Source organism: Amycolatopsis sp. NPDC031561 (genome assembly GCF_055580625.1).
Genome location: NZ_JBVILA010000020.1, coordinates 1 through 14,125, shown reverse-complemented (window position 1 = coordinate 14,125; position 14,125 = coordinate 1). Strand labels below are relative to the sequence as shown.

Below are 14,125 nucleotides of genomic sequence, written 5' to 3'. Positions count from 1 at the left end.
AGGAGGGTCGTCATGTCCGTTTCGGTCGTGTCCCCCGACGAAGCCGAGAGGCCGGGGGGCACCGCGCAGCCCGCCCTGCCGATGTCGTTGCGCCCGCCGGCACCACCCGCGGCGGTCTCCTTGTACGCGCAGGCAAGGCGTGGCCTTGGCGAAGCAGAGCGGGAGACCGATCCCGCGGAGCGGTTCATCGTGGCGTACCTCGCCGCGCTGCGGGGCGCCGCGGCGGTGCTGGAGGCACGCGGCCGTCCGCACCGGGGCCGGGCCCGCCCCGCGAGCGGCTGGGTGCTGCTCGACTCCGTCGCGCCCGAGCTGAAGGAGTGGGCGGCGTTCTTCGCGGCCAACTCCGCGACGCGGGCGGCGGCGCAGGCGGGCATCACCGGGAAGGTCACCGTCGACATGGCGGACGAGCTGGTGCGTGCCGCCACCGTGTTCCTGGAATTGGTACGACGGGTGGTGCACGGGCTGCCGATGGGTGATTCGGCGCATGTGGCCTAGGCCACCGCGGAGAGGGGGTGCCCGATGGCCGGGCAGGCCATGATCGACCAGGGCAGGTTCCTGGAGGTGATCGGCGCCGAGACCGAGCTGATGGCTCAGGTGGCGCACACCGCGTCCGCGGACGCGCCGGTCCCGACCTGCCCCGGATGGACACTCGGTGAGGTGCTCCGGCACGTGGGCAGCGTGTACCGGGTCACCCGCCGCTGGATCACCGACGGGCGGCGTCCCGAGCACTGGCAGCGGAAACCGGGGCCGGGACAGACCCTGGAGGAGTACTTCCGCGAGGGCCGGGACGAACTCGTCGCCGAACTGTCCGCGCACGACGCGGACGAACTGGCGCCGACCTGGTGGCCGGCGGACCGCAGCTACGGGTTCTGGCGGCGGCGGATGGCGCACGAGGCGACGATCCACCGGATCGACGCGGAGAGCGCGGCCGGACGGGACGTGTCGGAGATCCCCGAAGACGTGGCACTCGACGGGATCGACGAGGCGCTGACGCTCTGGTTCGGCCAGCGGTTGCCGTTGCTGGGACTGTCGGGCACCAAGACCGGATCGGTCGGCGTGCGCACCGCGGGCCACCACTGGATCGCCAGGGCCGGGCCCGCGGAAACGATCGCCTGGCGTTGCTCGGCCGAGGAGGCCCAGCGCGCGGACGATCTGGTCACCGGGCAGCCGGACAAGATCTACCGCTGGCTCTGGGGCCGGGCGGGTCCGACGGCGGTGACGGTCAGCGGAGACCAGGACATGGCGGGACAACTCTGGGCCCTTTTGCGGCTCGCGACCCGATGACCGGTCGGTGGGGAAGCCAAACCGGTCAGCGACAGTCAGCGGAGCACTCGAAAGTGTCGGTGGTGCCGTCTAGATTCACCGGTGTGGCGGTACAGCTGGTGAATCTGGTCTTCGACTCGGCCCTTCCCAGAGATCTGGCGGGTTTCTGGGAAGGGCTGTTCAGCTGGGACGCCCCGTTCCAACCGGCCTTCCGCTCCGAGGCGGGGCCCAAACGGGGCAAGAACCGGCTGCATCTGGATCTGGCGAGCCGTTCTCCGGAGCACCAGGCCGAAGTGGTGGACCGCGCGCTGTCCCTCGGCGCACGGCACATCGACATCGGCCAGGGTCCGCCGGAGGAGAAACGGGTGCCGTGGGTGGTGCTGGCGGATCCCGAGGGCAACGAGTTCTGCGTCCTCGAACCCCGCGAGCAGTACGCGGGCACCGGCGCGCTCGCGTCGGTCGTCACCGACGCCCTCGATCCGGAGCGGCTCGCGCGGTTCTGGTCGGCCGCGCTGGGCTGGCGGATCGGTGTCCGCGAAGAGTCGATCGTGGGTCTGCGGCCGCCGGACGGCCGCGGCCCGTGGATCGAGTTCCTCGCCACGGACGAACGGAAACGGCACCGGAACCGGCTGCGGTTCGAGATCGCGCCACGGCGAGGCAGCAGCCGCGTGTCCGAAGTCCGGCGCCTGCGGGAGCTCGGCGCGACAGGGCAGATCGGTCAGGCGATGGTGGACCCGGAGGGCAACGAATTCAGCGTGCTCACGCGGCGCTGAGGTGTTCAGCCCGGTTGTTTCGTCGGAGTTGCGTGGCGGGGCCGAACGCTGACCTGAGCGAAACACCCGCGCCGTGGGCAGGCAACAACCGGCCGGGAACGTTGAGGTCATGGAGACCTATCGAGTCCTGCCGGCCCAGGTCCACCCCGGCGAAGAGACCACGGCCGCGTCCGCTTGGCGGGTCCGGATCCGCGTGGACGACCGGCCGGGCACCCTGGCCAGGATCGCGATCCGCCTCGCCGACCTCGAGTGCAACATCCTCGGGCTGTCGGTGCTCCCGGTGCCCGGCGGCGTGCTCGACGAGATCGTGCTGCGGCCGGCCACCGGCCTGCCCCGGCAACTTCTCGTCGACGCGATCCGTGACGAAGGGTGCGAATGCTCCGCCGTCATCGACGCGGATCTGGCCGAACTGGTCGATCCGGCCACCGCGACGCTCACCGCGGCCAAGAGGGCCGTCGAGGAGCCCGGTGGCCTCGCGGAGGTGCTTCGCGGCGTTCTCGCGGCCGACGTCGTCACGAAGGTCCCGTCGATCGAGGCGAACCCGGCCCGCACGGAGGGCGGGCACCGGGCGGTGTTCGCGGCGGGGGACGGCACCGCGTTCGTCGCGCGCCGCCGGTGGTCACCGTTCGTCGAACTGGAGCTGAGCCGGGCCGTCGCGCTGACCGGCCTGATGACCGCCGTCCGCGACAACGTGACCGGGCCGATCGTGCTCGACCGGCCCGATGGCGCCGCGATAGTCCTGCGGAAGGGCGTCCCCGGCGACGCGGAGGCGGTGTCCGCGCTGCACCAGAGATGCTCGATGACCACGCTTTTCCACCGCTATCACACCGGGATGCGCGCGGTGCCGCGCCGCTGGCTGCACCGGCTGCTGATGCCGCCGCGCGGAAGCAGCCTGCTCGCGGTCTGCGGTCGTGACGTGATCGGTCTCGGCCAGCTGATTCCGTCGGCCGACGGCGGCGCGGCCGAAGTCTCGCTCCTGGTCGAGGATTCCTGGCAGCGCCAGGGCATCGGCACGGCCCTGCTGAGCAGGCTCGCCGTCCTCGCCAAGGCCACGGGAGAACGCGAACTCGCCGCCGTCTGCCTGCCCGGCGACGACTCCCTCTACCGCACCGCCGCCCGGATCGGCCTGCGCCCCGAACGCACCCCCGGGGACTCCGGCACCCTGCGCTTCCGCCTCCCCGACCCGCGCGTCCCAGATCCCCGCGCCCTAGACCCCCGCGTTTAGTCCTCTAGTTGCGGTAGTTCGGAACGCGAACGACCGCAACTAGAGGACTACTTGCGGTTCCAGAACCAGTCTTTGCCGCGGGCCTCGCCCAGCGCACGCTTCTTGCGCTCGGCGGTGAGCCGGTCCAGGTAGAGCTTGCCGTCGAGGTGATCGGTCTCGTGCTGCAGGCACTGCGCGAGGACGTCGAAGCCTTCGACCTCGATCGGTTCGTTGCGCAGGTTGACACCGCGCACGACGGCCCGTTTCGCGCGGACGACCGGGAACCACAGTTCCGGCACGGAAAGGCAGCCTTCGCCGATTTCGTGGGTCTCCTCGGAGAGTTCGGCGATCTCCGGGTTGATCACGTAGCCGGTCAGCCCGCCGACGTCGTAGCTGAACACCCGCAGGCCGACCCCGATCTGAGGTGCCGCGAGACCCGCGCGCCCCGCCGGTTTCACGCCGTCCATCAGATCGGTCACCAGCGACTCGATCTTCTTGTCGAATGTCGTGACCGGATCGCATACGGTCTTGAGCACGGGATCCCCGAAGTAGCGCAGGTCGCGCATCACCATGTTCGAACGTCCTTCTCCGCAGGTCTGGGCGGCAAGTCTAGGCCCGCAGGCGCAGCCCCTTGGGAGTCGCCCGGAATCCCGCCTCCTGAAGGACGGCCGAAAGCTCGGAGGTGAGCGCCACCTCGCCGTCGGCCTTCTGCACCGCGAGCTGCCCCAGCCAGCCTTCCCGGACCGCCGTGGACAGGGCCCGCGCGGCCGAACGCAAGGACTCCTGATCCTCGGTGAAACTCAGCAGCGACCGGCCGCCGCGCTCGACGTACATAACCGGGACGCCGTCCACGAGCACCGCCAAGGCACCCGCTTTCCTTGCCGGACGGTGCTTCGTGTCGCCCGTCGCGGCGGGCCACGACAACGCGGCGCCGTAGGGCTGCGCCGGGTCGGCGGCGGCGAGCACGACCGCCCCTTCCTGGGTGGTGCGCTGGTTCCCGGACTGCGCGCGCAGCCTGTCGACGGCGCCCTTCGCCGCGAACTGCGCGGCGCCGAGTCCTTCGACCACGTAACCCCGGACGACCTGACCCGAGTCCTCCATCCCGCGCAAAACCTTGTAAATCCCGGAAAAACCGCCCGTCACCCGCTCGGTGTCGAGCGCGCCCCTGGTGAGCACGCCGTGCCGTTCCAGGAAGGCCTCGGTCCGCGCGTGGGCACGCCTGGTCGGATCCGGTTCGCGTTCCGGGGTCAGCGCCCAGCGGCCGGCCACCATCGGCGGCCCGGAACGCGACGGCATCGCCGGTCGCCCGGCGCGAAGCCGCGCGTAGCGGCCTCGTGGTGCCTGGCGCCGGGGTTTGTGGGCCGCGCCGGAACCGGAGACGCGCGCCCGCAGCGGGCCCAGCGTGTCCCCGGTGACCATCCCGGCCCACACCAGATCCCACAGCGCGTCGACGACTTCGCCGTCGTTCGGCGGGGTTTCGACCAACGGCGACGCCCGGTCCACGAGCTGGCGGAAGAACTGCGCCCCACCCTCCAAAGTGGACAGGATCGCCGTGTGGAGCGGACTGGAGGGCAGATCGTCGTCGAGGTCGGGCAGCAACAGATCGGCGACGTCCGTCGGCGCGAGCGCGAGCCAGCCGTCCCCGCCGGACAGGGAACCGCAGCCACACCAGGTGACCTCGCCCGCCGTGGTGAGTTCGTCGAGCAGCGAGGGGGTGTAGCCGGGGAGCCTGCTCGGCAGGATCAGCGACTCGACCGCGCTCGCCGGGAGCGGGGCGCCTGCCAGTTGCTCGACCACGGACAGCACGTCGTCCGCCGTCGGCGCCGAACGCACTCGCGCGCCGATGCCGTGCCACGACGGCAGGAACCGGCCCAGCGCCGCCGGTTCGACCGGCTCCACCTCGGCTCGCAGCCGAGCCAGCGACGCCCGCCGGAGCCTGCGCAGCACCGACGAGTCGCAGAATTCCATGCCGACGCCGTGGGTCTCCGGATGTCCGACCGGGCTCAGCTCACCCCGGACCAGCCTGCCCTGCGCGGTCAGCCTGTCCAGCACGCCGGTGACCACGGCCGTCCCCAGCCCGAACCGCTCGGCGGCTTGCCGGGCGCTGAACGGGCCACGGCTACGGGAGTAACGCGACAGCAGGTCGCCGACGGGATCTTCGACCGGTTCGGTGAACGCCTCCGGCACGCCGACCGGCAACGCGGTGCCCAGCGCGTCCCGCACCCGGCCCGCGTCCTCGATGGCGATGAAGCGTTCGCCGCCGCCGATGCGGACCCGGATCACCCGCCGCGCGGATTCCAGTTCCTCCAGCCATTCCCGCTGGATACCCCGTGCGGCGGCCTCCTCGATCGAGAGATCTCCGAGGAAGCGCAACAGATCCGCGGTTTCTTCGGCGTTGCGGGCGTGCCTGTCGGGATCGAGCCGCTGCAGGGAGCGCTCGACTTCGGCGACGACCTCGGCGTCCAGCAGTTCCCGGATCGCTTCGGTGCCGAGCAGTTCGGCCAGCAGCGTCGAATCCAGTGCCAGCGCCGCCGCGCGCCGTTCCGCGAGCGGGGCGTCGGTCTCGTACAGGAACATCCCGACGTAGCCGAAGAGCAGGCTTCGCGCGAACGGCGACGCCGACGGTGTCTCGACCTCGACCAGCTTGACCTTCCGCGACCGGACGTCGGCCATCAGCTCACGCAGCCCGCCGACGTCGTACACGTCCTGCAGGACTTCCCGCATCGCTTCCAGCACCACGGGGAACCGCTCGTACTTGGCCGCGACCGAAAGCAACTGCGACGCGCGCTGCCGCTGCTGCCACAGCGGCGTGCGACGGCGCGGATCCCGGCGGGGGAGCAGCAGCGACCGCGCCGCGCATTCCCGGAACCGCGCGGCGAACACCGCCGAACCGCCGACCTCGGCGACGATCAGCTGCTCGACCTCCTCCGGATCGAGCAGCACGTCTTCGACGCCGATGGTGATCTCCGAGCCCTCGGAGTCCAAAGCCTCCGGCAGCCGCAGCACGATGCCGTCGTCGGAATGCGCCACCTGCGCGTCGACCCCGCGGTTCTCCCTCAGCCTGGCCGCGATCGCGAGCGCCCACGGCGCGTTGACCTGGGCGCCGAACGGGGAGTGCAGGATGACCCGCCAGTCCCCGAGTTCGTCGCGGAAGCGTTCCAGCAGCACCGTCTTGTCGTTCGGCACATGCCGTGTGGCGGCCTTCTGCTCTTCGAGATACCCCAGCAGGTTGTCGCACGCGTACTCGTCCAGCCCGGCGACGGCGGCGCGTTCCCTGGCCACCGAAGGCTCCGAAGTGGACAGTTCGCGGACGAACGCGCCGAGCGCGCGCCCCAGTTCCAACGGACGGCCGGGAGCGTCGCCCTTCCAGAACGGCATCCGTGCCGGCTCACCCGGCGCGGGCACCACGATCACCCGGTCGTGGGTGATGTCGGTGACCCGCCAGGAGGAGGTGCCCAGCAGGATCGTGTCCCCGACGCGGGACTCGTAGACCATCTCCTCGTCGAGCTCACCCACGCGCGACCCGGCTTTGCCGTCCCCGCCCGGCGTCATCACGGTGAACAGGCCGCGGTCGGGGATCGTGCCGCCCGAGGTCACCGCCAGCCGTTGCGAACCCGGGCGGCCGTGCAGTTCACCGCTGACCCTGTCCCAGGTGATCCGCGCCCGCAGTTCACCGAACTCCTCGCTGGGATACCGCCCGGCGAGCATGTCGAGCACCGCGGACAGCGCGTCGTCCGGCAGGGAGGCGAAGGGCGCCGCGCGGCGGGCGAGGGCGGCCAGCTCGTCGACCGTCCACGATTCGAGCGCCACCATCGCCACGATCTGCTGCGCGAGCACGTCCAGCGGGTTTCGCGGATACCGCACCGCCTCGATCGCGCCGGACGCCATCCGTTCCGCGACCACCGCGCAGGAGACGAGGTCACCCCGGAACTTCGGGAACATCACCCCGCTCGACACCGCGCCGACCTGGTGCCCGGCCCGGCCGACCCGCTGCAGCCCCGAAGCGACCGTCGGCGGCGCCTCGATCTGCACGACGAGATCCACCGCGCCCATGTCGATGCCCAGCTCCAAGGAGGACGTCGCCACGACACAGGCGAGGCGGCCCGTCTTCAGCTCCTCTTCGACGTGGGTGCGCTGCTCCCGCGACATCGAACCGTGGTGCGCCCGCGCGATCACCGGCGCCGCACCGGTGGTGAGCCCGGACTGGCCGATCGCCTCGGCCGGATACCGCTGGTCGGGCTCCAGTTCCGTCTGTTCCGCGACGAGCTCGTTGAGCCGGGCCGTCATCCGCTCGGTGAGCCGCCGCGAGTTGGCGAACACGATCGTCGACCGGTGCGCCTGGATCAGTTCGAGGACCCGTTCCTCCACCGCGGGCCAGATCGACGGCCGCCGCGGGGTGCCGTCGATCTCCTCCAGCGCGCCGGGGAGCTGAGCGAGACCGGCATCGAGGTCTTCGTTCTGCTTCGGCCCCTGTGGACTGTCGAGAGTGGACATGTCCTCGACCGGGACCTCGACGCGGACCTCGATCGTCTTCGCGAGCTTCGGCTGGACGACGGTGACCGGCCTGCCGCCCGCCAGGAACGAAGCGACCTCGTCGATCGGCCGGACCGTCGCCGACAGCCCGATCCGCTGCGCGGGCTTCTCCAAGAGCGCGTCGAGCCGCTCCAGTGACAAGGCCAGATGCGCGCCGCGTTTGCCGCCCGCGACCGCGTGCACCTCGTCGATGATCACCGTCTCCACGCCGCGCAGCGAGTCTCGCGCGGACGAGGTGAGGATGAGGAACAGCGACTCCGGCGTGGTGACCAACACGTCCGGCGGAGTTTTGCCGAAGGAACGCCGCTCGGCCGCGGTGGTGTCGCCGGTGCGCATGCCGACGCCGATGTCCGGCACCGGCAGCCCCAGCCGCCGCGACGCCTGCGAGATACCGGCCAGTGGCGCCCGCAGGTTGCGCTGGACGTCGACCGCCAGCGCCTTCAACGGCGAGACGTAGAGGACACGGCAGCGTTTCCGCGGCTCGGACGGCGGCGGCTCGACCGACAGCCTGTCCAGCGCCCAGAGGAACGCGGACAGTGTCTTACCGGACCCTGTCGGGGCCACGACCAGCGCGTGTTCCCTCGCGTGCGCGGCCCGCCACGCCCCCTCCTGCGCGCGGGTGGGCGCGGCGAAGGCCCCGGTGAACCAGTCCCTGGTCGCGGGGGAGAAGAGGTCGAGTACGTCTGCCACGCCCTCCATAGTGCGCCGGACCACCGACAGTTTCGCTCCGAGGGCTGTGACACGGCACCCGGACGGGGACGAGTTCGGCGGGTTCCGCACGTACGGTGACCTCGCTCATGGGAGCATCACGGCCAGCGCGGCCGGATCGGTACTGGGGCGGCCGCCGTTCGTCTGTTGAAGGGGTATGAGCTGTGCGGATCCTGTCGGTGGACCTCGGGACGTCCAACACCGTGGCCGTGCTTTCGGCGCACGGGAGGCCGCCGCGGGTGGTCGAGGTCGACGGCTCGGCCAACATGCCGTCCGCGGTGTTCGCCACCGAAGACGGCACGATCATGGTCGGCCGCGACGCCGAACGCCGCGCCCGCCTCGACCCGACCCGCTTCGAGCCCAACCCCAAGCGCCGCATCGACGAGCAGACGCTCCTGCTGGGCACCGACGTCATCCCCGTCACCGAGGTGCTGGCCGCGATCCTGCGCCGCGTCCTCGACGAGACCACCCGCCAGCTCGGCGGCGAACTGCCCGACGAGGTCCGGCTCACCCACCCCGCGCAGTGGGGTCAGACCCGCCGCAACGTGCTCCTGTCCGCCGCCCGGCTCGCCGGGATGGGCGGCAACCTGGTGCTCGTCCCCGAGCCCGTCGCCGCGGCCGCGCACTTCGCGTCGTTCCCCGGCAAGACGCTCGCGCCGGGGCAGGCGCTCGCCGTGTACGACCTCGGCGCCGGCACCTTCGACGTCGCCATCGTCGGCGCGACCCCCAACGGCGGCTTCACCGTCGTCGCTGAAGACGGTCTTCCCGACCTCGGCGGCCTCGACGTCGACCAGGCGCTCTTGGTGCACGTCGGCCGCGAGGTCTCGCACAAGGATCCTCAGCGCTGGCAGCGGGTCCTGCGGCCCGAGTCCACTCCGGACCGTCGTACGCGACGCGCGTTGCAGGAGGACGTGAAGGCGGCGAAGGAGGCCCTCTCACGGCACCCGCAGACCGAGGTCCCGATGCCGGAGCCGTTCGAGGACGTCCTCGTGACGCGAGGCGAACTCGAAGCGCTGGTGCGGCCGTCGATGCTGCGCAGTGTCGAACTGATGGCGCGGGTGGTCCGTTCCGCCGGGATGACCCCGGACCGGCTCGCCGGCATCTACCTCGTCGGTGGTTCGAGCAGGCTTCCGCTGGTCGGCAGCCTGATCGCGGAGAAGCTCGGCGTCGTCCCCGGCAGCCTCGACCAGCCCGAGACCGCTGTCGCGCTCGGCGCGCAGCACGTCGCTTCCGACGGGATCAGCACGCGTACGCAGGGCGTCGAAGGGCAGGTCGCGGCGGGAACCGGCGCGCACCAGGTCGGCCCCGGCGTTTCGGGCCCGTACGCGCCGCCGCAGCAGGTCGCGTCGATCCCCGGCTACCAGAACGGACCCGGCCAGTCCGGCGGTTTCCCGCAGTCGGGCTACCCGAACAGCGGCCCGCAGCAGGTGCAGCAGCCCGCGCCGACCAACTTCCCGACGTACTCCCTTGCCGGGCAGACCCCCGCCGACAAGGCGCCCGCGAGCAAGAAGAAACCGCTCGTCATCGGCGCCATCGCGGCGGTCGTCGTGCTGATCGCCGCCGGGCTCGTGTACTTCCTGACGGCCTCGTCGGCGACGACCTACACCGCCGACGAGTGCAAGACGGCCGGCACGGCCGACGACAAGGGCCTCACCGGCTGCCTGCGCCAGCTCGCCGGGAAGATCGCCGACACCGGCGACTGCAAGCCCGGGATGGGCAACGGACCGGCGAAACCGGCGGAGAACCTCGGCATGACCTCGACCTGTTCCGCGCCGGGCCGCGCCGGGACCCAGGTGACCTACCTGCAGAGCGACTCCGCGGAGAAGCTCAAGGCCTACACCGACGGACTGCTCAAGTCGGCGGGCGGCGACCGCACCGAGGCCAAGTGGGCGGGCAACGCCCTCGAAGGCCAGTACTCCTCGGCCGCCGGGCGGAACGCGGCCGTCCTGGTGTTCACCGTGACCGACCGGCCGCTGGTCGGCTTCATCTACCAGGTCCCGGCCGAAGGGCAGACCCCGACGCCGGGCGAACTGGCCGATTACTTCGAGAAGAGCGTCCAGCCGGGCGAGTAGAGGTAGCCGGCGTTTCGGGCGGAAGTCCGTGAAGGGCTCCTTGAGGGACCCAGGGTCCCTCAAGGAGGCCTTCACGCGTTTCGCGCCGGAGCCCGGGCTAGACTTCGCCCGATGCGTATCACGGTCTTCCGGCGGCTGATGGCCGACGAATTCGGTCCCGGACGTGCGGAAACCCTTTCCAGGGATCACGTCTTCGGTGAACTCGGGGGCCGGACCGTCGAACAGGCCCTCGCCGCGGGAACCTCGGCCAAGGACGTCTGGCGGGCGGTCTGCGACGCCTTCGAGGTCCCGCAGGAACGGCGCTGACCTCGGTGAAAGGGCAAGAACTCTAGCGCGACGGCGTGTCGGCCACGGGGTCGAACACACGTTCGTCTAGGGTGTTGTCCACAACGGGGTCAGCGATCCACAGCTTGGGCGCGAGGCCTGGAATTGTCGGTGGTCGCCCGTAGCGTCGGACCCGACAGCTCAGAACTGAAACAAGCCTTACCGGCTCAACCAACGAGGTGGACTCCATGGCACCAGCAGCACCCGACAAGGACAAGGCGCTCGAACTGGCCCTCGCCCAGATCGACAAGCAGTACGGCAAGGGCTCGGTCATGCGCCTCGGCGAAGAGGGCCGTGTGCCGATCGAGGTCATCCCCACCGGTGCCATCGCCCTCGACGTCGCGCTCGGGATCGGCGGCCTGCCCCGTGGCCGGGTCATCGAGATCTATGGTCCTGAGTCCTCCGGTAAGACCACCGTCGCGCTGCACGCGGTCGCCAACGCGCAGCGGAACGGCGGCATCGCCGCGTTCATCGACGCGGAGCACGCGCTGGACCCGGATTACGCCCAGAAGCTCGGCGTCGACACCGACGCGTTGCTGGTCTCCCAGCCGGACACCGGTGAGCAGGCGCTCGAGATCGCGGACATGCTGATCCGCTCCGGCGCGCTCGACATCCTGGTCATCGACTCGGTCGCCGCGCTCGTGCCGCGCGCCGAGATCGAGGGCGAGATGGGTGACAGCCACGTCGGTCTCCAGGCCCGGCTGATGAGCCAGGCGCTGCGGAAGATGACCGGTGCGATGAGCAACTCCGGCACCACCGCGATCTTCATCAACCAGCTGCGCGAGAAGATCGGCGTCATGTTCGGCTCCCCGGAGACCACCACCGGTGGTAAGGCGCTGAAGTTCTACGCGTCGGTCCGGCTGGACGTCCGCCGCATCGAGACGCTGAAGGACGGCGGCGAGCCCGTCGGTAACCGCACCCGCGTCAAGGTCGTGAAGAACAAGGTCGCGCCGCCCTTCAAGCAGGCCGAGTTCGACATCCTGTACGGCAAGGGCATTTCGCGTGAGGGCTCGCTGATCGACATGGGTGTCGACCAGGGCATCCTGCGCAAGTCCGGCGCCTGGTACACCTACGAGGGCGACCAGCTGGGACAGGGCAAGGAAAACGCGCGCAAGTTCCTGCTCGAGAACCCGGACATCGCCAACGAGGTCGAGAAGCGCATCAAGGAGAAGCTCGGTATCGGCGCCGTCGTCGACGCCGAAGCCGCTCCCGCGCCGGTCGACTTCTAGGAGCCCCCGGACCCCCGGCCGTGGTCGTGCCGGGCGGATGACTTGCGACTGGAGTGAGAGCTGAATGCGTGCGCCCAAGGTGGATCCGGCGGAGCTGCCGCCGGACGAGCGGAGGAAGAAGGCCAAGGAGATCTGCTTCGATCTCCTGGCCGCGCGCCCGCGTTCCACGGACGAACTTCGTCAGGCGTTGAAGCGCAAGGGCTTCGACGAGGAGACGACGGAGACCCTGCTCGGTAAGCTGGACCAGGCAGGGCTCATCAACGACGCCGAGTTCGCCGAAATGTGGGTTCGTTCCCGGCATGCCAACATGGGCCTTTCGCGGAACGCCCTCGTGACCGAACTCAAACGCAAAGGAATCGATGGGGATATCGCCGTCCAGGCCGCCGACGAGGTGGACCGAGAGGCAGAGGAGCAGCGCGCCCGAGAGCTGGTACGGAAGCGCATGCGCTCCTTGGGCAACGTCGACGAGCAGACGGCGATCCGCCGCCTGCTGGGCTTCCTCGCCCGCAAGGGCTATCCCCAGGGGCTGGCCTACACCGTGATCCGTGACGAACTCCGCGAGTTCGGCGCCGAAGCGGCATTCCTGGACGACGCCGCCCTCGACTGAATCACCCAGCACCTGAATCACCCAAGACTTGAGCTGCTCACCGGCCGAGTGGGCCCGTTGCCCACCGGCCGGTGTTTTGCTGTTCGCGGAAGCTCTGACCTGCGTCGATACGACCGATCAGGAATCGAGAAGCACCGGACGCCCACTGAGAAATAGCGTTACCGGCATGAACTTCATCGACGCCGTGACCCTCGAAGTGGCCGACACCGAGGCCGCCGAACGCTTCTACACCGCCGCTTTCGGGCTCGAAACCCAGCTGCGCCTGCGGGCCGCGCAAGAGCCGACCACCGGCTTCCGCGGCTACACCCTTTCCCTCGTGGTTTCCCAGCCCGCCAACGCCGACGCTCTCATCGACGCCGCCGTCGCGGCCGGGGCGACCGTCCTCAAGCCCGCCAAGAAGTCGATGTGGGGCTACGGAGGCGTCGTCCAGGCCCCGGACGGCGCGATCTGGAAGATCGCCACCTCCGCGAAGAAGAACACCGGTCCGGCCACCCGTGAGATCGACAGCATCGTGCTGCTGCTGGGCGTCGGCGACGTGGCCGCGAGCAAGAAGTTCTACGCCGAGAACGGCTTCACCGTCGGGAAGAGCTTCGGCCGCGTGTACGTCGAGTTCGAATCCGGGTCGAGCCCGGTCAAGCTGGCGCTGTACCGGCGCAAGGCCCTGGCCAAGGACGCGGGCGTGCCGCCCGAGGGCACCGGCTCGCACCGTATCGCGATCTGCGGCGCCGCCCCGTTCACCGACCTGGACGGGTTCGCCTGGGAGACCTCCACGCTCGCCGCCCAGTCCTGATGTGCCACTACCGGATGCCCCCGCTCGCCGCCTACCAGGGAGAAAACACCATGAGCACCACGTACGAAGGATTCACGGCCGAAGAAAAGGCCGCGATGAAGGAACACGCCCAGGACATGAAGAAGGCCGCGCGTCGCGGTTCGAGCGCCGACAAAGCGGCGGCGGCGGAGCAGGACGTGGTCGCGAAGATCGCCGAGATGCCCGACGAAGACCGCGTGCTGGCCGAGCGGGTCCACGCCATCGTGAAGGCCAACGCCCCGATGCTCGCGCCGAAGCTCTGGTACGGCCAGCCCGCTTACGCGCTGGACGGCAAGATCGTCTGTTTCTTCCAGGGAGCGTCCAAGTTCAAGACGCGTTACGCGACGCTCGGCTTCAACGAAGAGGCCCGGTTGGACGACGGCGAGATGTGGGCGACAGCCTTCGCCCTGACCGAGGTCACCGCCGAAGTGGAGGAGCGCGTCGCGGCCCTGGTGAAGCAGGCGGTGAGCTGAACCGGATCGTGAGTGGCAGCTCGCTTTACCGCGCGATGTCCTGTTTCAGGACTTCGTGAACAGATGTGTTTCAGGACTTCGTGAACGGTTTCTGGTTGGTGAGACGTTGGTAGCGTACTGAGCGGTCGAGT

The 14,125-nt window shown here is 70.2% G+C and carries 12 protein-coding genes; 10 read left to right on the top strand and 2 right to left on the bottom strand.

Annotated features, from left to right (window positions below; genetic code table 11):
* Window positions 1-12: 12 nt before the first annotated feature.
* The 4 genes from ACZ5IK_RS31400 (at window position 13) to ACZ5IK_RS31385 (ending at window position 3,261) form a co-directional block, all read left to right on the top strand.
* The gene (locus ACZ5IK_RS31400; RefSeq protein ID WP_410665414.1) at window positions 13-495 is read left to right on the top strand and encodes an SAV_6107 family HEPN domain-containing protein; all 483 of its coding nucleotides are present in this window, start codon (window positions 13-15) and stop codon (window positions 493-495) included.
* 24 nt (window positions 496-519) lie between these two features.
* The gene (locus tag ACZ5IK_RS31395) at window positions 520-1,284 is read left to right on the top strand and encodes a maleylpyruvate isomerase family mycothiol-dependent enzyme (RefSeq protein WP_465491018.1); all 765 of its coding nucleotides are present in this window, start codon (window positions 520-522) and stop codon (window positions 1,282-1,284) included.
* Between the two features lie 83 nt (window positions 1,285-1,367).
* Entirely contained in the window at window positions 1,368-2,036 is a 669-nt protein-coding gene (locus ACZ5IK_RS31390) for a VOC family protein (protein ID WP_465491017.1), read from the top strand.
* Between the two features lie 109 nt (window positions 2,037-2,145).
* Window positions 2,146-3,261 (top strand): GNAT family N-acetyltransferase, encoded by a 1,116-nt coding sequence (locus ACZ5IK_RS31385; RefSeq protein WP_465491016.1) that lies wholly within the window; start codon window positions 2,146-2,148, stop codon window positions 3,259-3,261.
* Between the two features lie 47 nt (window positions 3,262-3,308).
* On the opposite strand, the gene def is transcribed toward ACZ5IK_RS31385, so the two are convergent.
* On the bottom strand, window positions 3,309-3,812 hold the full coding sequence (def, locus tag ACZ5IK_RS31380) for a peptide deformylase (RefSeq protein ID WP_101606374.1): 504 nt from the start codon (window positions 3,810-3,812) through the stop codon (window positions 3,309-3,311).
* 37 nt (window positions 3,813-3,849) lie between these two features.
* Window positions 3,850-8,472: an ATP-dependent helicase gene (locus ACZ5IK_RS31375; RefSeq protein ID WP_465491153.1), complete on the bottom strand. Its 4,623-nt coding sequence runs from the start codon at window positions 8,470-8,472 to the stop codon at window positions 3,850-3,852.
* Between the two features lie 173 nt (window positions 8,473-8,645).
* On the opposite strand from ACZ5IK_RS31375, the gene ACZ5IK_RS31370 reads away from it, so the two are divergent.
* The 6 genes from ACZ5IK_RS31370 to ACZ5IK_RS31345 all read left to right on the top strand — a co-directional run bounded on the left by ACZ5IK_RS31370 (window position 8,646) and on the right by ACZ5IK_RS31345 (window position 13,994).
* On the top strand, window positions 8,646-10,553 hold the full coding sequence (locus ACZ5IK_RS31370; protein ID WP_410665411.1) for an Hsp70 family protein: 1,908 nt from the start codon (window positions 8,646-8,648) through the stop codon (window positions 10,551-10,553).
* A 111-nt stretch (window positions 10,554-10,664) separates the two neighbouring features.
* Window positions 10,665-10,859, top strand: a complete 195-nt coding sequence (locus tag ACZ5IK_RS31365; RefSeq protein WP_410602261.1) for a DUF3046 domain-containing protein — start codon at window positions 10,665-10,667, stop codon at window positions 10,857-10,859.
* A 206-nt stretch (window positions 10,860-11,065) separates the two neighbouring features.
* Window positions 11,066-12,106, top strand: coding sequence for a recombinase RecA (gene recA, locus ACZ5IK_RS31360; protein WP_101606377.1), 1,041 nt, complete (start codon window positions 11,066-11,068; stop codon window positions 12,104-12,106).
* A 79-nt stretch (window positions 12,107-12,185) separates the two neighbouring features.
* Window positions 12,186-12,713, top strand: coding sequence for a regulatory protein RecX (locus tag ACZ5IK_RS31355; RefSeq protein WP_465491152.1), 528 nt, complete (start codon window positions 12,186-12,188; stop codon window positions 12,711-12,713).
* Between the two features lie 166 nt (window positions 12,714-12,879).
* A complete protein-coding gene (locus ACZ5IK_RS31350; protein ID WP_465491015.1) occupies window positions 12,880-13,503 on the top strand; it encodes a glyoxalase in 624 nt (207 codons plus the stop codon).
* Window positions 13,504-13,553: 50 nt separating this feature from the next.
* Window positions 13,554-13,994: an iron chaperone gene (locus ACZ5IK_RS31345; protein WP_101613036.1), complete on the top strand. Its 441-nt coding sequence runs from the start codon at window positions 13,554-13,556 to the stop codon at window positions 13,992-13,994.
* The last annotated feature ends 131 nt before the right edge of the window (window positions 13,995-14,125 follow it).

Excerpts from the sequence above, each read along its gene's own strand:
- ACZ5IK_RS31400 (WP_410665414.1), top strand. The coding sequence starts at position 13 with ATGTCCGTTTCGGTCGTGTCCCCCGACGAAGCCGAGAGGCCGGGGGGC.
- recA (WP_101606377.1), top strand. The coding sequence starts at position 11,066 with ATGGCACCAGCAGCACCCGACAAGGACAAGGCGCTCGAACTGGCCCTC.
- def (WP_101606374.1), bottom strand. The coding sequence starts at position 3,812 with ATGGTGATGCGCGACCTGCGCTACTTCGGGGATCCCGTGCTCAAGACC.
- ACZ5IK_RS31350 (WP_465491015.1), top strand. The coding sequence starts at position 12,880 with ATGAACTTCATCGACGCCGTGACCCTCGAAGTGGCCGACACCGAGGCC.
- ACZ5IK_RS31365 (WP_410602261.1), top strand. The coding sequence starts at position 10,665 with ATGCGTATCACGGTCTTCCGGCGGCTGATGGCCGACGAATTCGGTCCC.
- ACZ5IK_RS31375 (WP_465491153.1), bottom strand. The coding sequence starts at position 8,472 with ATGGAGGGCGTGGCAGACGTACTCGACCTCTTCTCCCCCGCGACCAGG.
- ACZ5IK_RS31385 (WP_465491016.1), top strand. The coding sequence starts at position 2,146 with ATGGAGACCTATCGAGTCCTGCCGGCCCAGGTCCACCCCGGCGAAGAG.
- ACZ5IK_RS31345 (WP_101613036.1), top strand. The coding sequence starts at position 13,554 with ATGAGCACCACGTACGAAGGATTCACGGCCGAAGAAAAGGCCGCGATG.
- ACZ5IK_RS31395 (WP_465491018.1), top strand. The coding sequence starts at position 520 with ATGGCCGGGCAGGCCATGATCGACCAGGGCAGGTTCCTGGAGGTGATC.